Origin of the sequence: Streptomyces sp. NPDC005803, assembly GCF_040630435.1 — a bacterium.
GTDB lineage: Bacteria > Actinomycetota > Actinomycetes > Streptomycetales > Streptomycetaceae > Streptomyces.
Genome location: NZ_JBEXXO010000004.1, coordinates 142,220 through 166,339, shown reverse-complemented (window position 1 = coordinate 166,339; position 24,120 = coordinate 142,220). Strand labels below are relative to the sequence as shown.

Genomic DNA, 24,120 nt, shown 5'->3' with positions numbered 1-24,120 from the left:
CGATCGAGGACGTGCGGCGCCCCGGAGGCGCTGGGCGAAAACCAGGCCCGTCCGGCGATCGAGGACGTGCGGCGCCCCGGAGGCGCTGGGCGAAAACCAGGCCCGTCCGGCGATCGAGGACGTGCGGCGCCCCGGAGGCGCTGGGCGAAACCAGGCCCGTCCGGCGCTCGGGAACAGACCCCGCACCGGGGCCCGGGCCCCCGCGAGCCCCTACTCGCCCGACTCCGCCGCCAGCACGGACCGCTCCAGCTTCTCCAGCAACCCCGCCAGCTGCGCGCACTCCTCGGCCGACAGCCCCGCCAGCATCCGCCGCTCATTGTCCAGATGCTCCGAGAACAACGCGTCGATCACCGACAGACCCTCGTCCGTGAGCCGCGAGTGCACCACCCGGCGGTCCTGCGGATCCCGCTCCCGCCGGATCAGCCCGTCCTTCTCCAGCCGGTCGATCCGCAGCGTCACCCCCGCCGAACTGATCAGCCCCGAATCGGCCAGCTCACCCGCCGTACGCCGGAACGGCGCCCCCGCCCTGCGCAGCGCCGTCAGCACATCGAAGCCCGCCATCGACAGGCCCTTGCGCTCCACCGGCCGCGAGATCGCCGCGCTGTACCGCAGGAACGCCCGGTGCAGCCGGCCGAACACCTCCAGCGGAGCCGTGTCCAGCTCGGGCCGCTCCCGCCGCCAGTCCGCCACGATCGACGCCACCGCGTCCTGCCGGGGCACGAGCCCACCGGAACCGCCGGACCCGCCGGAACTCGCGGAAGCCTTCTTCGCCATCCCGGGCACTCCTCCGTACAGGTACACCTTCGTCAAGAATCTTAGCCCTCAAAGGACCGGCCCGGGCCCCCGTCAGCCCACGGAGAACCCACCTGCGATCCGCCCCCCGCATACGGCAGCATGGCCCCCATGTCCGTACTGACGCGCGATGAAGCGCAGGCCCGAGTCCAGTTCCTCGACGTACAGCGGTACACGATCGATCTCGATCTGACCACAGGGGAGGAGACCTTCGACTCCCGCACCGTCATCCAGTTCACCGCCCTCGCCGACGGTGACACCTTCGTCGAACTCAAGCCCGCCACCCTGCGCTCCATCAGCCTCGACGGGCACCCCCTGAACCCCGCGGACCTCGACGAGAACCGCTTCCCCCTCACGGCCCTCACCGCCGGCCCCCACGAACTGCGCGTCGACGCCGCCATGCGCTACTCCCGCACCGGCGAAGGCATGCACCGCTTCACCGACCCCACCGACAACGAGACCTACCTCTACACCCAGCTCTTCATGGAAGACGTCCAGCGCGTCTTCGCCGCGTTCGACCAGCCCGACCTCAAATCCGTCTTCGCCCTCACCGTCACCGCCCCCGAAGGCTGGACCGTCCTCGGCAACGGCATCGCCCAGCACACCGGCGACGGCCACTGGACCCTCGCCCCCACGCCCCCCGTCTCCACCTACCTCGTCGCCGTCGCCGCGGGCCCCTGGCACTCCGTGACCACCGAACACGCCGGACTGCCCTTCGGCATCCACTGCCGCCGCTCCCTCGCCCCCCACCTCGACGCCGACTCCGACGAGATCTTCGACATCACCCGCGCCTGCTTCGACCGGTTCCAGGAAAAGTTCGACGAGCCCTACCCGTTCGACTCGTACGACCAGGCCTTCGTCCCCGAGTTCAACGCGGGCGCCATGGAAAACCCCGGCCTCGTCACCTTCCGCGACGAATTCGTCTACCGCTCCGCCGTCACCGACACCGAACGCCAGACCCGCGGCATGGTCATCGCCCACGAAATGGCCCACATGTGGTTCGGCGACCTCGTCACCCTCGCCTGGTGGGACGACATCTGGCTCAACGAGTCCTTCGCCGAGTACATGGGCTACCAGACCCTCGCCGAAGCCACCTCCTTCACCGACACCTGGGTCGACTTCGGCGTCGCCCGCAAGGGCTGGGGATACGACGCCGACCAGCGCCCCTCCACCCACCCCGTCGCCCCCGACCCCGCCGCCGTCCCCGACACCGCCTCCGCGATGCTCAACTTCGACGGCATCTCCTACGCCAAGGGCGCATCCGCCCTGCGCCAACTCGTCGCCTGGCTCGGCGAGAAGGACTTCCTGGCCGGCATCAACACCCACTTCGCCCGCCACAAATTCGCCAACGCCACCCTCGCCGACTTCATCGACAACCTCGCCTCCGCCACCGACCGCGACGTCCACGCCTGGGCCGACCAATGGCTGCGCACCACCGGAGTCGACACCCTCACCCCCCACATCACCGAAACCGACACCACCTGGTCCCTCACCGTCGACCACCAGGGCACCCGCCCCCACCGCATCACCGTCGGCACCTACGACCACGCCATCGACACCCAAGCCGGCCCCGAGCGGCTCGTCCTGCGCGACCGCTTCGACATCGGCATCCCCCACGACACCCCCCAGGACAGCGCCACCGCCCGGACCGGCCGCCGCCCCGCCCTCGTCGTCCTCAACGACAACGACCTCACCTACGCCAAGATCCGCCTCGACCCGGACTCCTGGAACACCGTCCTCAACAACCTCTCCGGCATCCCCGACGCCCTCACCCGCGCCGTCGTCTGGAACGCCGCCCGCGACATGGTCCGCGACGGCGAACTCGCCCCCACCACCTACCTCGAAGCCGCCCGCACCCACCTCCCCCACGAAACCGACCTCGCCCTCCTCCAAGGCGTCCTCGCCTTCGCCGACACCCAGGTCGCCGCACGCTACGTCACCCCCGGACAACGGCCCGCCGCCCTGGCCACCCTCACCGCCCTCACCCGCGACCTCATCCGCCGCACCGAAGACGGCACCCACCCCGGTCTCCGCCTCACCGCCGTACGCCACTACATCGACGCAGCCACCCAGCCCGACACCATCCACGGCTGGCTCACCGACGGCACCGTCCCCGGCGGCCCCGAACTCGACCCCGAACTGCGCTGGCGCATCCTCACCCGCCTCGCCGTCCTCGGCGCCACCGACGAAACCGCCATCGCCGCCGAACTCCGAGCCGACCCCAGCGCCACCGGACAAGAAGGCGCCGCCCGCTGCCGCGCCGCCCTGCCCACCCCCGAAGCCAAAGCCGCCGCCTGGCACGCCCTGTTCACCGACGACACCCTCTCCAACTACCTGTTCACCGCCACCGCCCAAGGCTTCTGGCAGCCCGAACAGACCGACCTCGTCACCGCCTACGTCCCCCGCTACTACCCCGAAGCGACCGCACTCGCCGCCCGCCGCGGCCCCGCCATCGCCGAAGCCGCCGGACGCCACGCCTTCCCCGCCCACGCCATCGACGCCGACAGTCTCCACCTCGGCGAACAAGCCCTCACCGACCAGGCCCTCACCCCCGCCCTCCGCCGCAAACTCACCGACCAGATCGACGACCTCCGCCGCGCCCTCACCGTCCGCGACGCCCACTGACCCACACCCCGCACCACCCCACCACCCGTGCCCGGCCCGCCCTCACCCCGAGGACAGGCCGGGCACACCCGTATGCGGACACCCAACCGCGCGCACCCCTACCACCCGAACCCCCCGCCAACACCCTCGAACACCCACCCATCCCCCTTTCGAGTTCAGATCACCAGGCTCCCCGGCAGCGCCCACCGAAACCCGGACAAGCTGCAATGTCCACCCGCGCGCACCCGAAGGGCCACCCAGCCATGCCCACCCCACCCCTCGCCGGATCCACCACCGGCCCCACCGCCCTGCGCCCCCTCATCGACACCGTCCTCACCGCACTCCAAGAAGGCGCCCGCCGCCGCGCCGGCCCCCTCCCCGCCGGCGGACCCGACACCGTCACCACCCACATGCGCACCGCCCTCGACCCCACCATCCCCGAACACGGCACCGGCCCCCACCACGCCCTCGCCACCCTCATCGGAGCCCTCACCGAAGGCGCCGCCGACCCCGCAGACCCCCTCTGCGCAGCCCACCTCCACACCCCACCCCTCGCCCTCGCCACCGCCGCCGACCTCGCCGCCTCCGCACTCAACCCCTCCATGGACTCCTGGGACCAGGCCCCCGCCGCCTCCACCCTCGAAGCCGCCACCACCCAAGCCCTCGCCGCCGAGATCTACCCGCACCACACCCACCCCGACGCCCTCATCACCACCGGCGGCACCGAAGCCAACCAACTCGCCCTGCTCCTCGCCCGCGAACGCCACGGCACCATCCAGACCATCACCGGCACCAACGCCCACCACAGCATCACCCGCGCCGCCTGGCTCCTCGGCCTCCCCGCACCCCTCACCATCCCCGCCCCCCACGGCACCCTCGACCTCGCCGCACTCCACACCACCCTCACCCGACAACAAGGCCCCACCCTCGTCACCGCCACCGCAGGCACCACCGACACCGGCCAGATCGACCCCCTCACCGACATCGCCGACCTCTGCCACACCCACGGCGCCGAACTCCACATCGACGCCGCCTACGGCGGACCCCTCCTCCTCAGCCCCACCCACCGCCACAAAGTCAACGGCCTCGACCGCGCCGACAGCGTCACCCTCGACCTCCACAAACTCGGCTGGCAACCCGCATCAGCCGGCATCCTCGCCGTCCCCGACCACCACCACCTCGACCCCCTCCACCACCACGCCCCCTACCTCAACGCCGACGACGACACCCACGCCGGACTCCCCGACCTCCTCGGCCGCTCCCTCCGCACCACCCGCCGCCCCGACGCACTCAAAATCGCCGTCACCCTCCAAGCACTCGGCCGCACGGGCCTCGCCGACCTCATCGACCGCACCTGCGCCGCCGCCCACCACCTCGCCGACCTCATCACCAAGACCCCCACCCTCGACCTCTACGACCGCCCCACCATCACCACCGTCCTCTTCCGCCCCACCAACTCCGACGACCACACCGTCGCCACCCTCCGCCGCACCCTCCTCACCCGAGGCCACGCCGTACTCGGCCGCGCCCGTACCCAGGGCCGCCTCTGGCTCAAAGCAACCCTCCTCAACCCCCACACCACCCCCGACGACCTGCAAAAACTCCTCGACCTCGTCACCCACCTCACCACCGAACTCACAGAAGGCAGCACGCACCGATGACAGCCCGGCCCGACCGGCCCACCCCCCAGACCGACCAGCCACACGACCTCGTCGGCATCGGCATCGGCCCCTTCAACCTCTCCCTCGCCGCCCTCACCCACGGCCTCCCCACCCCCCTCACCGCCGCCTTCTACGAACAACGCCCCGCCTTCCACTGGCACCCCGGCCTCCTCATCGACGGCGCCACCCTCCAAGTCCCCTTCCTCGCCGACCTCACCACCCTCGCCGACCCCACCAGCCCCTGGACCCTCCTCAACTACCTACGCACCCGCGACCGGCTCTTCCCCTTCTACTTCGCCGAGCGCTTCCACATCCAACGCGCCGAATACGACGCCTACTGCCGCTGGGTCAGCGAACAACTCCCCGGCCTCCACTTCAGCCACCACATCGACGCCATCCGCTGGAACCACCGACACGCCCACTTCGACATCGACTTCACCCAACTCGACCCCCACGGCGAAGCCGAAGCCCTCGGCCGCACCCACGCCCGCAACCTCGCCCTCGGCATCGGCACCGAACCCCACATCCCCGCCCCCCTGAAACCCCTCGCCGACGCCGGAACCGTCCCCCTCATCCACTCCGCCGACTACCTCCACCACCGGGAACAACTCCTCGCCGCCGAACACATCACCGTCATCGGCTCAGGACAATCCGGCGCCGAAATCTTCCTCGACCTCCTCCGAGCCCGCCCCGCCGGCAACGAAAAAATCCACTGGCTCGCCCGCACCCCCGCCTTCGCCCCCATGGAGTACTCCAAACTCGGCCTCGAACACTTCACCCCCGACTACACCCGCTACTTCCACGCACTCCCCGAACCCGTACGCGACCAACTCGTCCCCCACCAATGGCAACTCCACAAAGGCATCGACCACGACACCATCACCGCCATCCACGACGAGCTCTACCGCCGCACCCTCCACGGCGGCTGGCCCGACGCCACCCTCACCCCCGGCGTCCACGTACGCACCGCAGGCCGCGTCGCCACCACCCGCATCGAACTCCACCTCGAACACACCCAACAAGGCACCCGCACCCGCCTCACCACCGACGCCGTAGTCCTCGCCACCGGCTACCGCGAACGCCCCCTCGACCACCTCCTCGGCAACCTCGCCACCCACCTACGCCGCGACACCGCCGGACGCCCCCGCATCGACCACCACTACCGCCTCGACCTCGACCCCGCCATCACCGGCGCCATCTACGTACAGAACGCCGAACGCCACACCCACGGCGTCGGCGCCCCCGACCTCGGCCTCGCCGCCTGGCGCAGCGCCACCATCCTCAACAACCTCACCGGCACCACCCCCTACCCCCTCCCACAACGCACCGCCTTCACCACCTTCGGCCTCACCCCCCAGAACCCGAACATCCCCGCCCAACCCCCCACCCTCATCCCCCTCGTCCAAGGCAACTGACCAGCCGCGGACACACAAAAAAGCGGCCGCCCACCTCCCCCCAAGGGAAGCGAGCGGCCGCCTCACACACACCCGCACACCGACCGGAACACCGGCACACCGGACACCCGCAGCCGGAACACCGACGCCTAGAACACCGGCGTACCGTCCCGCGTCAGACGCCAGCCCACCGAAGCGAACTGCGCACCATCCACCGACCCCTTCGCCTGCACCCACCCGATGATCGTGTTCCGGATCTCCTCCGAATTCGCCCACACCTGCTTCGCACCCGGCACATGCGGGAAATTACCCCCACCGCTCGCCCGGTAATTGTTCACCGCCAGCACGAACTGCGCCGCCGGATCGATTGCCTTCCCCTCGAACGAAAGATTCACGATCCGAGAACCATTCGGCTTCGCGATGTCGATGTCATACGTCAGACCCGACACCGCGTCATAGTTGTAATCCGGCGTGTTGTCCGCGTTCGTCAACTTCGCCGTGTCCACCGGAACACCCGCCGCCGTCTGCACGTAATACCGCGCCGAGAACTCCAGATAGTCCTTGATCTGCGCACCCGTCAGCAACCGCGCCTCAAGCGTGTTCTCGAACGGATACAGACCCGCCGCATCCTTGATCGTCACATTCCCCGCCGGAATCCGCGCCGTACGCGAGAAACACGACGCCTGCGACAGCACCGGCAACGCCGCGTACTCGCCACCCGCCAGCGCCGCCTTCACCGTCTCCGCCTGGACGACATTGATCAGATCGATGATCGGCTCGTCCTTCCACGCCGCCTCAGCCGTCGTCATCGCCGCAGTCGACGTACCGATCACCTGATTGACGTACGCCACCACCTTCTTGTGCTCGTCCACCAACAGCTTCGTGACCTTCGGATCCTCCGCCACCGTGTTGGAGTTCAGCACCCGGGAACCAGCCTTCTCGACCACCCAGCGGCCCCTCTCCCACACCACATCGAAGTCGAACAGCGTCAGCCGCTGCCCCCACTTCAACGGCTCCGACAGCACCACCTTCTTGCCGGTCTCCTTGTTCTCGACGAAGTACTCCGGAATCTCCAGATGGGCGTGACCCACCAAAATCGCGTCGATCCCCGGCACCTGCTCCGCCACCAGACCCGCGGCGTTCTCCACGTACGGAACCTGATCCCCGTACGACGACGTCCCGCTGTTACCCGAATGCGCCGCGACGACAACCACGTCCGCACCCATCGAACGAAGCCGCGGCACATACTTCGCCGCCTGCTCCTCCAGACCCGGGAACACCATCTTCCCGGCCACGTTCGCCTTGTCCCAGATCGCGATACCCGGATTCGTCAGCCCCAGGATCCCCACCCTCACGTCCCGCCCGTGCGGCGTACGCAACGTCTTGATCACATACGGCGCGAACGCCGGCCGCAACGTCTTCGCATCCAGCGCGTTCGCACCCAGCAGCGGGAAATCACACTGCTCCTCGAACTTCCGCAGCACCGGAATGCCGTAATTGAACTCATGGTTGCCCAGCGCCGCCGCGTCATAACCGATCGCGTTCATCGCCTGCGCCATCGGGTGCACCGGCCCGTGCTTCGCCGTGATCGGATCGATCTTCGCGTAGTAGTACGACAACTGCGTGCCCTGGATCGTGTCACCCGCATCGATCATCAGGGTGTTGTGACGGCCCTTCTCCCGGCGCACCTGGTCCACCAGCGTCGAGATCTTCGCCAGCCCCACGTCGTTGTGCGCCTTGTCGTCGAACTCCTGGTCCGTGAAGTAGTCCCAGTTGAAGACGTTCCCGTGCAGATCCGTCGTACCCATCACCGTGAACGAGTACCGCTTCGGCGGACGCCCGTGCCCGGCCCCCCGGCCCTGCGCCGAGGCAGGCGCCGCGGCACCACCCGTGATCGCCGCACCGGCCCCGGCCGCGGCCGATGTGCCCAGGAACGTCCTTCGGTTCAGCGGCATCTCGTCTCCCACATCTCAGTTCACTCCGTGCCCAGTTCGATCCGTACACCACGCGCGTAGACCCCACGCACGCGTGCACAACGCGCGTAGATAATCACCCACGCACCACCCCCGGCAACACCCCCGACAGGTTTCTGTTCGATGACCACCCCCCGACGCACCGGTTGCCACAGCGAACCCCGCACCGACCCCACTCACCCCCACGACACCCGAACCCCCTCCCCGCACGCTCATCCGAGCACTCGGCCGCACACTTCAACCCTTGTCAAAACCCCTTCACCCAGAGGTCGTTGAGCAGTCATGCGCAGCCAATTAACTACCCGTAGGTAAGGTCTAGGCTCAGACCATGCGCCGAGCCAAAATCGTTTGCACCCTAGGACCCGCCACCGACACATACGACCAGATCAAAGCCCTGGTCCACGCGGGAATGGACATCGCCCGCCTCAACCTCAGCCACGGCACCTACGCCGAACACGAAGACCGCTACCACCACGTACGCAAAGCGTCCGACGAAACCGGACGCAGCGTCGGCATCCTCGCCGACCTTCAAGGCCCGAAGATCCGCCTCGGACGCTTCCGCGAGGGACCCGTACTCCTTGAACGCGGCGACGACTTCACCATCACCGTCGAACCCATGGAAGGCGACCGCCACGCCTGCGGCACCACCTACAGCGGCCTCAACACCGACGTCACCGCAGGCGAACGCATCCTCATCGACGACGGCCGCGTCACCCTCGAAGTCACCCGGGTCGACGGCCCCCGCGTCCACACCACCGTCATCGAAGGCGGCATGGTCTCCGACCACAAAGGCCTCAACCTCCCCGGCGTCGCCGTCTCCGTCCCCGCCCTCTCCGAAAAGGACATCGAAGACCTCCGCTGGGCCCTGCGCACCGGCGCCGACGTCATCGCCCTCTCCTTCGTCCGCAGCGGACGCGACATCGAAGACGTCCACCGCATCATGGACGAGGAAGGCCGCCGCCTCCCCGTCATCGCCAAGGTCGAGAAGCCCCAGGCCGTCGACAACATCGACGACATCGTCGCCGCCTTCGACGGCATCATGGTCGCCCGCGGCGACCTCGGCGTCGAAATGCCCCTGGAGCAGGTCCCCATCGTCCAGAAGCGCGCGATCAAACTCGCCAAGCGCAACGCCAAGCCGGTCATCGTCGCCACCCAGATGCTGGACTCGATGATCGACAACTCCCGCCCCACCCGCGCCGAGGCCTCCGACGTCGCCAACGCCGTCATCGACGGCACGGACGCCGTGATGCTGTCCGGCGAGACGAGCGTCGGCAAGTACCCCATCGAGACCGTCCGCACCATGTCCCGCATCGTCGAGGCGGCGGAAGAGGACATCCTCGCCAAGGGCCTCCCGCCCCTCACGGACCGCAACAAGCCCCGCACCCAGGGCGGCGCGGTCGCCCGCGCGGCAGCGGAGATGGGCGACTTCCTCGGCGCGAAGTTCCTGGTCGCCTTCACGCAGAGCGGCGACACGGTCAAGCGGCTCTCCCGCTACCGCTCACCCATCCCGCTCCTGGCCTTCACCCCGGACCCGGCCACCCGCTCCCAGCTGAACCTCACGTGGGGCGTGGAGACCTTCCTGGGCCCGCACGTGGAGTCGACGGACGCGATGGTGGCGCAGGTGGACGAGGAGCTGCTGAAGATCGGCCGCTGCCAGAAGGGCGACGTCGTGGTCATCACGGCCGGCTCCCCGCCCGGCGTCGCGGGCTCGACGAACCTGGTGCGCGTGCACCACATCGGCGAGGACGACGGCCCTCAGTAGGGGGCTCGCCCAGTATTTCGGCCCGACGTGTGCATCCATGAGCGCCACGGATGCCCGTCGGGCGACGGAGATGTTGTACTCCTTGCCCGCGCGGGTGCAGTGCGTCCACTCGATGCCGAGCTTGTCGAGGGTGTCGGTGTAGAGGCGGCGGATGTCGTCCGAGACGTTGGTGAACCAGTACCGCGGATACTCGTACCGCTTCCGCACGCCGCCCACCATCCTGGTGGTCCAGTTCATGTTCCGGCATCCGTCGGAGTGGATGAGGCCACGGATGAAGTCCCAGGGGTGGGCGTCGACGATGTCTTGCTGCCAGGTTTCGAGGGCGATGCGGCGGTCGTGCTTTCTGCCTGGGCCGTGCTGGGGGAAGAGGCAAGTCCAGTGCTTGGTGAAGGACTTGACCTCGACGCACCCGCTTCTGTGGCGCCGCCCTGTGCGTGGCAAGGGCATTACTCGGCGCATCGCAGATTCGGCTTCACCGATGAGGCCTGGGTGCAGGTCGCCGCAGAAGATCGAGAGGTGATGCTGCTTCGGCTTGGAGATGATGTGCCCGTCGCCGAGGTAGAGGCCCAGTAAGTAGGCGTAGGCGAGATGGTCGAAGTCGCGGCCGGTACACATAGGGCAGTCGGTCGGCCGCTCGAATTGAATCCCGCGTTGCTTGCGATCCTCGTGCAGCCACCAGCCGACTGTTCCGCGGGGCACATTGAGGAGTTCTGCGACCGTTCGATTTGTGGTTCCGCTCCGTAAGAGGGCGAGCGCTTCGTCACGTATCGACGGATTGTGCTGTTCCATGCAGCGAAGTCTCGTGCGAGCTACGCGAGTGTGTGCCCAGGTTGAACATGAGTTCACTGGCAGGAGTGAAGATCGCCAAGCCTCTGTGAACCTTGGAATGAAAGGGAAAGTGCCCTGGGTGGGATTCGAACCCACGCTGTCGGTTGTTTGAGAACCGTGTCTCTTCCGCTGGACTACCAGGGCTGGCATTAGGATCAAAGGCTAGCGTTGACCCGCTGTGACTCAAACATACAGGAGCTAGGTAGGCTCAGGTAGCAGCACCTGCCCTGAACGAGGAGCCCCGTGACCACCCCCGAGTCGCCCCAGCCCGTCGCCGACGACGACAAGTCGCACGTCCCGCCGCTGACGACCCGCGTCGTCATCGCCGAGGACGAGGCCCTGATCCGCCTCGACCTCAAAGAGATGCTCGAAGAAGAGGGGTATGCGGTCGTCGGTGAGGCCGGGGACGGGCAGCAGGCGGTCGAGCTGGCCCGGGAGCACAAGCCTGACCTGGTGATCCTCGATGTGAAGATGCCGGTCCTCGACGGGATCTCCGCCGCCGAGAAGATCGCCGAGGAGTCCATCGCGCCCGTCCTGATGCTGACCGCGTTCTCGCAGCGCGACCTCGTCGAGCGCGCCCGGGACGCCGGGGCGATGGCATACCTGGTGAAGCCGTTCAGCAAGAGCGATGTCGTGCCGGCCATCGAGATGGCGGTGTCGCGGTTCGCGGAGCTGAAGGCGCTGGAGGGCGAGGTCGCGGACCTGGCGCAGCGGCTGGAGACGCGGAAGCTGGTCGACCGGGCGAAGAGCATTCTGCAGACGGACTACGGTCTCTCGGAGCCGGCCGCGTTCCGGTGGATCCAGAAGACGTCGATGGACCGGCGGCTGTCGATGCAGCAGCTGGCGGAGGCGTTGATCGAGGACGCCGAGGAGAAGAAGCGGGCGGCGGAGTAGCCGTACCCGTACCCGTACGTGTGCACGAAGAAGCCCGCGCCCCGGATGTCCGGGGCGCGGGCTTCTTCGTACGCGGGCTCAGTCCTCGCCGAGGTACGCCTTGCGGACGGACTCGTCGTGGAGGAGGTCCGCTCCGGTGCCGGAGAGGACGATCTTGCCGATCTCCATGACGTGGCCCTGGTCCGCGAGGGAGAGGGCGGCCTGGGCGTTCTGCTCGACGAGCAGGATGGTGGTGCCGGAGGCCTTGAGTTCGACGATGGTCTCCATGATCTTCTGCATCATGATCGGGGAGAGGCCCATGGAGGGTTCGTCGAGCATGAGCAGTTTGGGCTGGGACATGAGGGCGCGTCCCATGGCGAGCATCTGCTGTTCGCCGCCCGAGAGGGTTCCGGCGGCCTGCTTCCGGCGTTCCCCGAGGATGGGGAAGAGGTCGTAGGCGCGCTGGATGTCCTTCTCGATGCCGGCCTTGTCGTTGCGGAGGTAGGCGCCGAGGAGGAGGTTCTCGGTGATCGTCAGCCGGGGGAAGATGTGGCGGCCCTCGGGGGAGTGGGCGAGGCCCAGGGCGACGATCTTGTGTGCGGGGATGTTGGTGAGTGGTTTGCCCTCGAAGAGGATGCGGCCGCCGATGGGCTTGAGCAGTCCGGAGAGGGTGCGCAGGGTGGTGGTCTTGCCGGCGCCGTTGGTGCCGATGAGGGTGACCACCTGGCCGGCGTCGACGGTGAAGGAGATGCCTTTGACGGCTTCGATCTTGCCGTAGGCGACGCGGAGGTCCTCGACCTCGAGCAGTGCGGTCATCGGGTGTCCTCCTCCTCGGTGGTGGTGTCCTTGGTGCTGGTGGGTGCTGCTGCTTCAGCCTTGGCTTCGGTTTCGGTTTCGGCCTCGGCCTCGGCCTCGGCCTCCGCCTCCGCCTCTGCCTCGGCCTCCGCTTCCGCCTCTGCCACTGCTTCCGCCGCTTCGACTTCGGCGACTTCTTCGGCGCCGGGGGCGCCTTTGAAGGGGGTGCCGAGGTAGGCGGCGATGACGCGGTCGTCGCTCTGGACGACGGAGGGGGTGCCTTCGACGAGCTTTTCGCCCTGGACGAGGCAGGCGACGCGGTCGCACAGGTTGAAGATGAAGCGCATGTCGTGCTCGATGACGAGGACGGCGATGCCCTGGTCCCGGATGGCGAAGATGAGTTCTTCGGTGACGCGGGTTTCCTGGGGGTTCATGCCTGCGGTGGGCTCGTCCAGGAGGAGGAGTCCGGGGTCGCTGGCGAGGGCGCGGGCGATTTCCAGCTTGCGCTGGTCTCCGTAGGGGAGGTTGCGCGCGAGGTGGTCGGCCTTGTCCTGGAGGCCGATGAACTCGAGGAGTTCCATGGCGCGTTCGCGGCTGCCGTTTTCGGCCTTCGTGTAGCCGGGGAGGCGCAGGAGCGCGGACCAGAGGCCTTCCTTGGTCCTGGTGTGGCGTCCGACGAGGACGTTCTCCAGGACGGTCATGTTGGCGAAGAGCCTGATGTTCTGGAAGGTGCGGGCGATGCCTGCCTTGGTGACGAGGTGGGGCTTGGGCGGCAGGACGGTGCCCTTGTAGCGGACTGTGCCCTCGGTGGGGACGTACAGGCCGGTGAGGCAGTTGAAGAAGGTGGTCTTTCCGGCGCCGTTGGGGCCGATGAGTCCGACGATCTCGCCCGCGTCGACGGTGAGGTCGACGCCCCGTACGGCGGTGAGTCCGCCGAAGCGCATGGTGACGCCGCTGGCGTCGAGGACGGTGGTGGCGGTCTTCGTGGTGGTGGTCATGGTGGTCACGCCCCCGCCTTGGCGATGCCTGCGCCGCTGTCTTCGGACTGCCGTGGTTCGGGCACGTCGATCGGTTCGTCGTTCTCGTGGAATTCGAGCTGTTTCCTGCGGTCGGCGACCAGGCCTTCGGGGCGGAAGCGCATCAGGAGGATGAGTGCGATGCCGAAGAGGAAGAGCTGGTAGTCCTGCATGAACTGCAGCTTGGCCGGGATGAGGTAGAGCAGTGCGGCGCCGACGAAGGGTCCGCTGAGGGTTCCCATGCCGCCGAGGATGACGGCGGCGAGGAGGAAGGCGGAGTTCGGGGGTACGGAGCCGGCGAACTGGTACTGCTCGGGTGTGACGGTGTAGTTGACGTGGGCCTGGACGGTGCCGGCGAGTCCGGCGAGGGTGGCGCCGAGGGCGAAGGCGAGGAGCTTGAGCCGGAAGGCGTTGATGCCCATGGCGGTGGCCGCGGTCTCGTCCTCGCGGATGGCGACCCAGGCGCGGCCGATGCGGGAGTCTCCGGAGCGTCGGAAGACGAGGACGACGACGGCGGTGACGACGAGCATCAGCAGGTAGTAGTTGGCCGGCCTGCTGAGGGTGAAGGGGCCGACGTCGTGGCTGAGTCCGAAGTCGAATCCGAAGAAGTCGAGGTCGGGGATGCTGGGGATGCCCTGGGAGCCGTTGGTGAGGTCGGGTCCGCTGTTGCCGTTGAGGTTGTTGACGGTGACGCGGAAGATCTCTCCGAAGCCGAGGGTGACGATGGCGAGGTAGTCGCCGCGCAGCCTCAGGGTCGGGGCGCCGATGAGGACGCCGAAGATCAGGGAGACGACGGCTCCGGTGAGGACGGCGGCCCAGAAGGGGAACTGGACGCCGATGGCGGAGAGGGGTGCGCCGGAGACAAGGGCGGCGGTGTAGGCGCCGACGCCGAGGAAGGCGACGTAGCCGAGGTCGAGGAGGCCCGCGAGGCCGACGACGACGTTGAGGCCGAGTGCGACGGTGGCGAAGATGAGGATGTTCGCACCGATGAGGGCGTATTCCGCGGTGTCCTGGGTGAAGGGGAAGCAGAAGGCCGCGGCCAGGGCTGCGGTGAGGGTGACGTTGCGGTGCTTCGTGGTCAGCGCGGTGATGCGGGCGATGAGTCCGGCCCGGGTGAGTGCGGTGAAGGCGAAGCCTGCGGTGATGAGGAAGCCGATGAACTGTTCGGATTCTTCGGTGGGGATGTCGACGCCGAAGGTGAAGATGTAGAGCGCGACGCCGAAGGCGCCGGTGATGATCAGGATTTCGGCCCAGGCCGGGAGGGTCTTGGCGCGGCCGACGGAGGGTGCGGCGAGGCTGTTGCGGAAGAGTTTCCACGGGCCGGGCCGGGGTTCGTCGGCGGGGAGCGGTTGGTCGCTGGGGAGTCCGAGGGCGGCGAGGAGGGCGATGAGCGCGCCGATGCCGCTGACCCAGGCTCCGGGTTCCAGGTTGACCACGCCGCCGAGTTCGTAGGCGATGGCGCCGAGGGTGTAGCCGGTGGTGCCGAGGGTGGCGAGGGCGAGGAGGCGTACGGGGCTGTTGGTGCCGCCGGGGGTGAGCCAGCGCAGGCCTCGGATGCCGTATCCGCCGAGCGTGAAGACGAGCGTGAGGATCGCGGCGGTGAGGGTGAGGATCTGGAGGCCGCCGGGGTAGCCGGTGACGGTGAGGTCGCCGGGGAATTCGGAGGTCCAGGTCCAGGGGAGGAAGGTGCCGGCGAGTGCGATGGCCGCGCCGGCGGCGGTGGCGATCCGGGCGAGGGGCGCGGGCAGCGGGATGAGTGCGTTCTGGGTGGTCATCCGTATCACGCCCGATCCGCGACGCGTTCGCCGAGCAGGCCCTGGGGCCGGAGCAGCAGGACGACGATGAGGAGGACGAAGGCCCATACGTCCTTCCAGGCGCCGCCGCCGAAGAGGTCCATGCCGGGGACGTCGCTCATGTAGCCGGTGGCGAGGGATTCGGCGACGCCGAGTACGACTCCGCCGAGCATGGCGCCGTAGATGTTGCCGATGCCGCCGAGTACGGCTGCGGTGAAGGCTTTGAGGCCCATGAGGAAGCCCATTTTGAAGCCGATCTGGCCGTTCTTGAGCCCGTAGGCGACGGCGGCGACGGCGGCGAACGCGGCACCGATGGCGAAGGCCATGACGATGATGCGGTCGGTGTTGATGCCCATGAGCTTGGCGGTGTCGGGGTCTTGCGAGGTGGCTTGCATGCCGCGGCCGGAGCGGGTCTTGGAGACGAAGAGGCCGAGGGCGATCATGCAGACGGGTGCGGCGATGAGGACGAAGAGGTCACCGCGCTGGATGTGGGCGCCGAAGAGGTCGAACGCTTCGCCCTTGAACTGGGGGAAGGGGCGGTCCTTCGTGGCGTTGGGGTACCACTTCCAGATGGCCTGCTGGAGTGCGAGGGAGAGTCCGATCGCGGTGATCAGCGGGGCGAGCCGGGGTGCGGTGCGCAGCGGCCGGTAGGCGAAGCGTTCGGCTGCGACGCTGACCGCGACGGAGCATATGACGCCGCCGATGATCATGAGGGGGACGATCGCGAGGAGGTTGGAGCCGGCCGGCATCCAGAGGTACACGGTGAGAGCTCCGAAGCCTCCGATCATGAAGATCTCGCCGTGGGCGAAGTTGATGAGCTGGATGATTCCGTAGACCATCGTGTAACCGATCGCGATGAGTCCGTACATCGCGCCGAGGATGAGTCCATTGGCCAGCTGTTGCGGCAGTTCGTGCACCGCAGGGCCTCCGTGGAGTGGTTCGGATATGGCACCGCGCGGGAGTGCTCGTAGCGCTCCCGCGCGGTCTGGTGTCAGTCAGTGAGTGACCGGGAGCTTGTTACGGCTTGTAGGCCTCGCTGAGCTTGGACGTCCACTTGCCGCCGTCGACCTGGTAGGCGGTCATCATGGTGTTGGTGGTGTCGCCGAATTCGTCGAAGGAGACGGGGCCGGTGACGCCTTCGAAGTTGACCTTGCTGACGGCTTCGAGGACCTTGGCGCGGGCGTCGTCGGGGAGCTTGCCGTCGTTGGCGGCGACGACGGCCTTGACGGCCTCGATGATGGCCCAGGTGGCGTCGTAGGTGCCGCCGCCGTAGGCCTCGTAGGCGTCCTTGTATCCGGCCGTCTTGTAGTCGGCGATGAACTTCTTGGCGGAGTCGAGCTCTTCGACGGGCTTGCCGACGGAGGTGGCGATGTCGCCCTGGGCCTTCTTGTTGAGCTTGATGAAGTCGGCGCTGTACATGCCGTCGCCGCCCATGAGGGGGATCTGGACGCTGTCCTTGAGCTGCTGGCTCAGGGGTGCGCCGGCGGGGTACTCACCGCCGTAGTAGACGGCCTTGGCGCCGGACTTCTTGACCTTGGTGACGACGGCGTTGAAGTCGCGGTCGTCGGGGTTGACGTGGTCGGAGCCGGCGATCTTGCCGCCGAGGCCGGTGAAGGTCGCCTTGAAGGAGGCGGCGAGTCCGGCGCCGTAGGGCTTCTGGTCGTCGATGAGGTAGACCTGCTTGATCTTCGCGTTGTTGTACAGGTACTTCGCGGCGAAGGCGCCCTGGATCTGGTCCGTGGTGGCGGTGCGGAAGTAGGTCTTGAAGGGGCGCTTCTTGTCGCCGGTCTTCCAGTTGTCGCCCTGGGTGAGCTCGGTGCCCGTGTTGGCGGGGGAGATCTGGGTGAGGCCTGCGTCGTTGAGCGGCTTCTGCATCGACTGGGAGACGCCGGAGTTCAGCGGGCCGACGACGCCGACGACCTTTTTGTTGTCGATGAACTTGGTGGCGTTCTGCTGGCCGACGGAGGGCTGGGCCTGGTCGTCGAGGGGCTGGACCTCGAAGGTGATGCCCGGGACCGTCTTGTCCTTGTTGGCCGTCTTGGCGGCGAGGTCGGCGGAGTTCTTGATGCCGAGGCCGAGGGCGGAGAGGTCACCGGTGAGCGGTGCGTCGACGCCGATGACGACGGTCTGGGTGTCGCCGCTGCTGCTGTCCTTCTTGTCGTCGTCGCGCGACCCGCAGGCGGTGAGTGTCAGTGCTCCTGTGGTGAGCACTGTGGTGAGGATGAGCAAAGAACGGTGTCGCACGAAAGGTCCTTTCCCTGGCGCGGCCTCCTCTGCTTGAGGTGCCGTGTCGTTCGCCGGGCCGTACTGGGGTGGTACAGGGCCGTGCTGCAGACGCGCCCGGCGGCGCGGTGACTGGCGGTGACTCTAAGGGCAGGGGTGGGGGTCGGGGATGGGGGTGGCGCAGGATGTGACTGTCTTGTTATGCCCTTGAGCAAGGCTTGAGGTGACTGTGTGGACATGTACGGCTTTTTACCGGACGGTGAAGTGACCGCATGCTGAGAACGCGCAGCTCTGCTAAGGGGCTTGAGCGATCTTGGTGCTGTCGCGCGGTGGGGGTGTGTGGGGGCGCGGGAGGGCGCGCCTAGGTGCCCGGTGCCTGCGGGGCCGGGTCGGTCGTGCGGCGTCGGCCGGGTGCGCATTGCGGGTTTGTTACGCAGTGTTACGTCCGGCGTGGTGTGGTCGACGCGGTGTGGTGGGTGGGCAGGCGGGGCGTGGCTGATGAGTGGGCCACGGAACGGCGGGGGTGGTCAAGGGCGTTGTCCGCCGGTGTTGTGCAAGTTCTGTGTCGGGGGCGGTGGTTGTGCCCGGGTATGGCGCTGCCCGGCCGGGTTCGTGCTCCGGCCGGGCAGGGGTGGTGCGGGGTGGTGGGGGGTCAGGCGGCGTCGGGCTTGGGGGCGTCGCGCAGGAGGCAGGTGAGGCGGGCGGTGCAGACGCGCTTGTCGTGTTCGTCGGTGATGACGATCTCGTACGTGGCGGTGGTGCGGCCGCGGTGTACGGGGGTGGCGACGCCGGTGACGAGGCCGCTCCGTGCCCCTCGGTGATGGGTGCAGTTCAGGTCGACGCCGACGGCGACCTTGGTGGCGCCGCCGTGGAGCATGCTGCCGACGGAGCCGAGGGTCTCGGCGAGGACGGCGGAGGCGCCGCCGTGCAGGAGTCCGTAGGGCTGGGTGTTGCCTTCGACGGGCATGGTGCCGACGACGCGTTCCGCGGAGGCTTCGGTGATCCGGACGCCCATGCGTTCGCCGAGGTGGCCCGCGGAGAAGAGGGCGGGCAGGTCGACGCCGAGGGCGGCGTACTCGTCGATGATCTCCTGGGGGAACTGGGGTGTGGTGTGCTCGCCCATGGGTCCGGCTCCGATCGTCTGCGGTGGTTCGCTGCTGTGTGCACGTTCCTGTGTGCACTGTTCTTATCAGACGACTGAGCGGGCGCTTAGTGTGCCCGCCCGGAGAGTGTCAGCGCACGTTCTCGAAGCGCACCACGACGGACTTGCTGGCGGGGGTGTTGCTGGTGTCGGCGGTGGAGCCGAGGGGGACCAAGACGTTGGTCTCCGGGTAGTAGGCGGCGGCGCAGCCCCGGGCGGTGGGGTAGTGGACGACGCGGAAGCCGGGGGCGCGCCGTTCGGCTCCGTCCTTCCATTCGCTGACGAGGTCGGTGTAGGAGCCGTCGGCGAGGCCGAGGGCGGCGGCGTCGTCGGGGTTGACGAGGACGACGCGGCGGCCGCCCTTGATGCCGCGGTAGCGGTCGTCGAGGCCGTAGATGGTGGTGTTGTACTGGTCGTGCGAGCGCAGGGTCTGCAACAGGAGGCGGCCTTCGGGGAGGTCGGGGAACTCGACGGGGGCGGCGGTGAAGTTCGCCTTGCCGGTGGCGGTGGGGAAGCGGCGGGAGTCGCGGGGGGCGTGCGGGAGGGTGAATCCGTCGGGGTGGGCGACGCGGGCGTTGAAGTTCTCGAAGCCGGGGACGACGCGGGAGATGCGGTCGCGGATCGTCGCGTAGTCCTTCTCGAACTCCTCCCACGGGGTGGTGGAGGCGGGGCCGAGCACGGCGCGGGCGAGGCGGGCGACGATGGCGGGTTCGGAGAGCAGGTGGGGGCTCGCGGGGGTGAGGTTGCCGCGGGAGGCGTGCACCTTGCTCATGGAGTCCTCGACGGTCACGAACTGCTTGCCGCCGGCTTGGACGTCCTTGTCGGTGCGGCCCAGGGTGGGCAGGATCAGGGCGCGGGCGCCGGTGACGGCGTGGGAGCGGTTGAGTTTGGTCGAGACGTGGACGGTGAGGCGCGCGTTGCGCATGGCGGCCTCGGTGACGTCGGTGTCGGGGGAGGCGGCGACGAAGTTGCCGCCCATGGCGAAGAAGACCTTGGCGTCACCGTCGCGCAGGGCCTGGATGGAGCGGACGACGTCGTAGCCGTGGTGCCGCGGTGAGGTGATGGAGAATTCCCTGTCGAGGGCGTCGAGGAACGCGGGTGCGGGCCGCTCGAAGATGCCCATGGTGCGGTCGCCCTGGACGTTGGAGTGGCCGCGCACGGGGCAGACGCCGGCGCCGGGCCGGCCGATGTTGCCGCGCAGCAGCAGGAAGTTGACGACTTCGCGGATGGTGGCCACGGAGTGCTTGTGCTGGGTGAGGCCCATGGCCCAGCACACGATGGTGCGCTTCGACGCGAGGACCAGGGCGAGGGCCTCTTCGATGGCGGTGCGTTCGAGGCCGGTCGCGGCGAGGGTCTGCTCCCAGTCCGCTTCGGCGGCCGCGGCGGCGAACTCCTCGTAGCCGTGGGTGTGTCCGGCCACGAAGACCTCGTCGACGGCGCCCTCGGTCGCGAGGATCATCTTGTTGAGGAGCCGGAAGAGGGCCTGGTCGCCGCCGATGCGGATCTGGAGGAACAGGTCGCACAGTGCCGCGCCCTTGACCATGCCGAGGGGGGTCTGCGGGTTCTTGAAGCGTTCGAGTCCGGCCTCGGGCAGCGGGTTCACCGAAATGATCTTCGCTCCGGCGGACTTGGCCTTCTCCAGGGCGGAGAGCATCCGGGGGTGGTTGGTCCCGGGGTTCTGTCCGGCGACGATGATCAGATCGGCGTGGTGGAGGTCCTCCAGGGAGACGGAACCCTTTCCGACGCCGATGGTCTCGGTGAGGGCCGAGCCGGACGACTCGTGGCACATGTTGGAGCAGTCGGGCAGGTTGTTGGTGCCGAATTCGCGGGCGAAGAGCTGGAGCAGGAACGCGGCCTCGTTGCTGGTGCGCCCGGAGGTGTAGAAGAGGGCTTCGTCGGGGGAGCCGAGTGCGCCGATTTCCTCGGCGATGACGGCGAAGGCGCGCTCCCAGGTCACGGCCTCGTACCGGTCGGCGCCCTCGGGCAGATACATGGGTTGCGTGATGCGGCCCTGCTGGCCGAGCCAGTAGCCGCTGCGGGTCGCGAGGTCGGCGAGGGGGTGCGCGGCGAAGAAGTCCGGGGTGACGCGGCGCAGGGTGGCCTCTTCGGCGACGGCCTTGGCGCCGTTCTCGCAGAATTCGGCGGTGTGCCGCTTGTCGGTTTCGGGCCAGGCGCAGCCGGGGCAGTCGAAGCCGTCCTTCTGGTTGACCTTGAGGAGGGTCTGCGCGGCACGGCGGACGCCCATCTGCCGCTGGGCGACGCGCAGGCTGTGGGCGACGGCGGGCAGCCCGGCGGCGGCGTGCTGGGCCGGCTCGACGCGGGGCGCGTCCTGGACCGGGTCTCCCGCGGGCGGCTTGGTGGCCATCGTGCTCTCCTTCGGGCCTGCCGCGGACCCGGGTGCGGTCCGCTGGGGGTGATTCCTTCTCCTCGATCCTGGCACGCGGCCGGGGCGGGCCGCCCGCCGCGCCGCCGTCGGCGGCCCGGGGCGGTCGCCGGTCCGGATTGTCAGTGGTACGTGGCAGGATCGGGGTGTGGCTGAGACGGCATCGAAGAAGACGGCAGACAACCGACCGCGCCTGCTCCTGATGGACGGGCACTCCCTGGCGTACCGGGCGTTCTTTGCGCTGCCTGCGGAGAATTTCACGACGGGGGCGGGACAGCCGACGAACGCGGTGTACGGCTTCGCGTCGATGCTGGCGAACACGTTGCGTGACGAGGCGCCGACGCATTTCGCGGTGGCGTTCGACGTGTCGCGCAAGACGTGGCGCTCACAGGAGTTCCCGGAGTACAAGGCGAACCGTTCGAAGACGCCGGACGAGTTCCGGGGCCAGGTCGAGCTGATCGGCGAGCTGCTGGACGCGATGCACGCCGAGCGTTTCGCGGTCGACGGCTTCGAGGCGGACGACGTCATCGCGACGCTGGCGACCCAGGCCGAGGCGGCCGGGTTCGAGGTGCTGATCGTCACCGGCGACCGGGACTCGTTCCAGCTGATCACGGACAACGTGACGGTGCTCTACCCGACCAAGGGCGTCTCCGAGCTGACGCGGTTCACGCCCGCGAAGGTCGAGGAGAAGTACGGGCTCACCCCGCAGCAGTACCCGGACTTCGCGGCGCTGCGCGGTGACCCCTCGGACAACCTTCCGGGCATCCCCGGGGTGGGTGAGAAGACGGCCGCGAAGTGGATCAACCAGTTCGGTTCGTTCGACGAGCTGGTGGCGCGCGCCGAGGAGGTCAAGGGGAAGGCCGGGCAGAATTTCCGCGACCACCTGGACGCGGTGCGGCTGAACCGGCGGCTGACCGAGATGGTCCGCGATGTGGAGCTGGCGAAGACCCCGTCCGACCTGGAGCGCGCTCCGTACGACCGCACGGCGGTCACCGGGGTGCTCGACGTGCTGGAGATCCGAAACCCGAGCCTGCGTGAGCGGCTGCTCGCGGTGGACCCGGGCAAGGCCGAGGACGAGGCTCCGGCGCCGGCCGCGGGCATCGCGCTGGACGGTTCGGTGCTGGGCGCGGGCGAGCTCGCGCCGTGGCTGGCCGAGCACGGCTCCCAGCCGCTCGGCGTCGCCACGGTCGACACCTGGGCGCTCGGCAGCGGCACGGTCACGGAGATCGCGCTCGCCGCGGCCGGCGGGGCCGCCGCCTGGTTCGACCCGGCGCGGCTCGACGAGGCGGACGAGCAGGCGTTCGCGGCGTGGATCGCGGACCCGGACCGGCCGAAGGTCATGCACAACGCGAAGAGCGTGATGCGGGTCTTCCCGGAGCACGGCTGGCGGACCGAGGGCGTCTCGATGGACACCGCGCTCGCCGCGTACCTGGTCAAGCCGGGCCGGCGCTCCTTCGCGCTGGACGCCCTGGCCGTGGAGTACCTGGGGCGGGAGCTGGCGCCGGCGGCGTCGTCCGACGGCCAGCTGGCGTTCGGTGCGGACGACCAGGCCGAGGCCGACGCGTTGATGACGCAGGCCCGTGCCGTCCTCGACCTCGGTGACGCGTTCACGACGCGGCTGAAGGAGGTCGGCGCCGCCGAGCTGCTGCACGACATGGAGCTGCCGACATCGATCCTGCTGGCCCGTCTGGAGCGGCACGGCATCGCGGCCGACCGGGCCCATCTGGAAGGTATGGAGCAGCAGTTCGCGGGCGCCGTGCAGCAGGCGGTGAAGGAGGCGCACGCCGCGGTGGGCCGTGAGTTCAACCTCGGTTCCCCCAAGCAGCTCCAGGAGGTCCTCTTCGGCGAGCTGAACCTGCCGAAGACGAAGAAGACGAAGACGGGGTACACCACCGACGCCGACGCCCTGGCGTGGCTGGCCGCGCAGACCGAGCACGAGCTGCCGGTGATCATGCTGCGCCACCGCGAGCAGGCGAAGCTGCGGGTGACGGTCGAGGGCCTGGTCAAGACGATCGCGGCGGACGGCCGTATCCACACCACGTTCAACCAGACGGTGGCGGCGACCGGCCGGCTGTCCTCCACCGACCCCAATCTGCAGAACATCCCCGTCCGTACGGACGAGGGCCGGGCGATCCGCCGGGGCTTCGTCGTCGGCGAGGGCTTCGAGACGCTGATGACGGCGGACTACAGCCAGATCGAGCTGCGGGTGATGGCGCACCTGTCCGAGGACGCGGGCCTGATCGAGGCGTTCACGTCCGGCGAGGACCTGCACACCACGGTCGCCTCGCAGGTCTTCGGCGTCGGGAAGTCCGCGGTCGACCCGGAGATGCGGCGCAAGATCAAGGCCATGAGTTACGGGCTGGCGTACGGGCTGTCCGCGTTCGGTCTCTCCCAGCAGCTGAACATCGAGGCGGGCGAGGCCCGGGGCCTGATGGACACGTACTTCGAGCGGTTCGGCGGGGTCCGTGACTATCTGCGCCGGGTGGTGGAGGAGGCCCGGGCCACCGGCTACACGGAGACGATCTTCGGCCGTCGCCGCTACCTGCCGGACCTCAACAGCGACAACCGTCAGCGCCGTGAGACGGCCGAGCGGATGGCACTCAACGCACCGATCCAGGGCACGGCCGCGGACATCGTCAAGGTCGCCATGCTCCACGTCGACCGGGCGCTGACCGACGCGAAGCTGAAGTCGCGGATGCTGCTCCAGGTGCATGACGAAATCGTGCTGGAGATCGCCACGGGCGAGCGGGAGCGGGTGGAGAAGATCCTGCGCCACGAGATGTCGGCGGCGGTGCGGCTGCGGGCGCCGCTGGACGTGTCGGTCGGGGTGGGCGGGGACTGGGAGTCCGCCGCTCACTGACGCGGGGCTACGCCGCCTGCGG

15 protein-coding genes, 1 tRNA gene and 1 pseudogene are annotated in these 24,120 nt (G+C 68.7%); 6 read left to right on the top strand and 11 right to left on the bottom strand.

Annotated elements, in window-relative coordinates; translation table 11 throughout:
* Positions 1-210 precede the first annotated feature (210 nt).
* Positions 211-774 (bottom strand): MarR family transcriptional regulator, encoded by a 564-nt coding sequence (locus ABZ454_RS07965; RefSeq protein WP_356314884.1) that lies wholly within the window; start codon positions 772-774, stop codon positions 211-213.
* A 129-nt stretch (positions 775-903) separates the two neighbouring features.
* On the opposite strand from ABZ454_RS07965, the gene pepN reads away from it, so the two are divergent.
* The 3 genes from pepN (at position 904) to ABZ454_RS07950 (ending at position 6,472) form a co-directional block, all read left to right on the top strand.
* Positions 904-3,417: an aminopeptidase N gene (gene pepN / locus ABZ454_RS07960; RefSeq protein ID WP_359536530.1), complete on the top strand. Its 2,514-nt coding sequence runs from the start codon at positions 904-906 to the stop codon at positions 3,415-3,417.
* Positions 3,418-3,659: 242 nt separating this feature from the next.
* Complete coding sequence (locus ABZ454_RS07955; RefSeq protein WP_359536529.1) at positions 3,660-5,057, top strand: aminotransferase class V-fold PLP-dependent enzyme; 1,398 nt, start codon at positions 3,660-3,662, stop codon at positions 5,055-5,057.
* A complete protein-coding gene (locus ABZ454_RS07950; protein WP_359536528.1) occupies positions 5,054-6,472 on the top strand; it encodes a SidA/IucD/PvdA family monooxygenase in 1,419 nt (472 codons plus the stop codon). Before ABZ454_RS07955 ends, ABZ454_RS07950 begins: the two co-directional genes overlap by 4 nt.
* 128 nt (positions 6,473-6,600) lie before the next feature.
* On the opposite strand, the gene ABZ454_RS07945 is transcribed toward ABZ454_RS07950, so the two are convergent.
* The gene (locus tag ABZ454_RS07945; RefSeq protein WP_359536722.1) at positions 6,601-8,406 is read right to left on the bottom strand and encodes a 5'-nucleotidase C-terminal domain-containing protein; all 1,806 of its coding nucleotides are present in this window, start codon (positions 8,404-8,406) and stop codon (positions 6,601-6,603) included.
* Positions 8,407-8,752: 346 nt separating this feature from the next.
* On the opposite strand from ABZ454_RS07945, the gene pyk reads away from it, so the two are divergent.
* Positions 8,753-10,186 (top strand): pyruvate kinase, encoded by a 1,434-nt coding sequence (gene pyk / locus ABZ454_RS07940; protein WP_359536527.1) that lies wholly within the window; start codon positions 8,753-8,755, stop codon positions 10,184-10,186.
* Positions 10,187-10,198: 12 nt separating this feature from the next.
* Here pyk and ABZ454_RS07935 read toward each other — a convergent pair.
* Together ABZ454_RS07935 and ABZ454_RS07930 are read right to left on the bottom strand one after the other, a co-directional pair.
* A pseudogene (locus ABZ454_RS07935) lies at positions 10,199-10,975 on the bottom strand (helix-turn-helix domain-containing protein); the annotation flags it as partial.
* Between the two features lie 110 nt (positions 10,976-11,085).
* A tRNA-Leu gene (locus ABZ454_RS07930) sits at positions 11,086-11,158 on the bottom strand.
* Between the two features lie 99 nt (positions 11,159-11,257).
* Here ABZ454_RS07930 and ABZ454_RS07925 point away from each other — a divergent pair.
* Positions 11,258-11,908: a response regulator gene (locus ABZ454_RS07925; protein ID WP_356314868.1), complete on the top strand. Its 651-nt coding sequence runs from the start codon at positions 11,258-11,260 to the stop codon at positions 11,906-11,908.
* 78 nt (positions 11,909-11,986) lie between these two features.
* Here the strand turns inward: ABZ454_RS07925 and ABZ454_RS07920 are convergent, their stop codons facing one another.
* From ABZ454_RS07920 to ABZ454_RS07890, 7 genes are all read right to left on the bottom strand, one after another.
* Positions 11,987-12,703 carry an ABC transporter ATP-binding protein gene (locus tag ABZ454_RS07920; protein ID WP_356324248.1) on the bottom strand — a complete coding sequence of 239 codons (717 nt, stop codon included), beginning with the start codon at positions 12,701-12,703 and terminating at the stop codon, positions 11,987-11,989.
* Positions 12,700-13,680, bottom strand: a complete 981-nt coding sequence (locus tag ABZ454_RS07915) for an ABC transporter ATP-binding protein (RefSeq protein ID WP_359536721.1) — start codon at positions 13,678-13,680, stop codon at positions 12,700-12,702. The genes ABZ454_RS07920 and ABZ454_RS07915 overlap by 4 nt, the downstream gene beginning before the upstream one ends.
* A 5-nt stretch (positions 13,681-13,685) precedes the next feature.
* A complete protein-coding gene (locus ABZ454_RS07910) occupies positions 13,686-15,473 on the bottom strand; it encodes a branched-chain amino acid ABC transporter permease (protein WP_356324246.1) in 1,788 nt (595 codons plus the stop codon).
* Between the two features lie 5 nt (positions 15,474-15,478).
* Positions 15,479-16,408: a branched-chain amino acid ABC transporter permease gene (locus tag ABZ454_RS07905; protein ID WP_356324244.1), complete on the bottom strand. Its 930-nt coding sequence runs from the start codon at positions 16,406-16,408 to the stop codon at positions 15,479-15,481.
* Between the two features lie 100 nt (positions 16,409-16,508).
* Positions 16,509-17,720 carry a branched-chain amino acid ABC transporter substrate-binding protein gene (locus ABZ454_RS07900; protein ID WP_359536719.1) on the bottom strand — a complete coding sequence of 404 codons (1,212 nt, stop codon included), beginning with the start codon at positions 17,718-17,720 and terminating at the stop codon, positions 16,509-16,511.
* Between the two features lie 646 nt (positions 17,721-18,366).
* The gene (locus tag ABZ454_RS07895) at positions 18,367-18,837 is read right to left on the bottom strand and encodes a hotdog fold thioesterase (RefSeq protein WP_356324242.1); all 471 of its coding nucleotides are present in this window, start codon (positions 18,835-18,837) and stop codon (positions 18,367-18,369) included.
* Positions 18,838-18,946: 109 nt separating this feature from the next.
* Positions 18,947-21,220: an FdhF/YdeP family oxidoreductase gene (locus tag ABZ454_RS07890; RefSeq protein WP_359536526.1), complete on the bottom strand. Its 2,274-nt coding sequence runs from the start codon at positions 21,218-21,220 to the stop codon at positions 18,947-18,949.
* A 166-nt stretch (positions 21,221-21,386) separates the two neighbouring features.
* Here ABZ454_RS07890 and polA point away from each other — a divergent pair, with 166 nt between their 5' ends.
* Positions 21,387-24,098 carry a DNA polymerase I gene (gene polA / locus ABZ454_RS07885; RefSeq protein WP_356324237.1) on the top strand — a complete coding sequence of 904 codons (2,712 nt, stop codon included), beginning with the start codon at positions 21,387-21,389 and terminating at the stop codon, positions 24,096-24,098.
* The last annotated feature ends 22 nt before the right edge of the window (positions 24,099-24,120 follow it).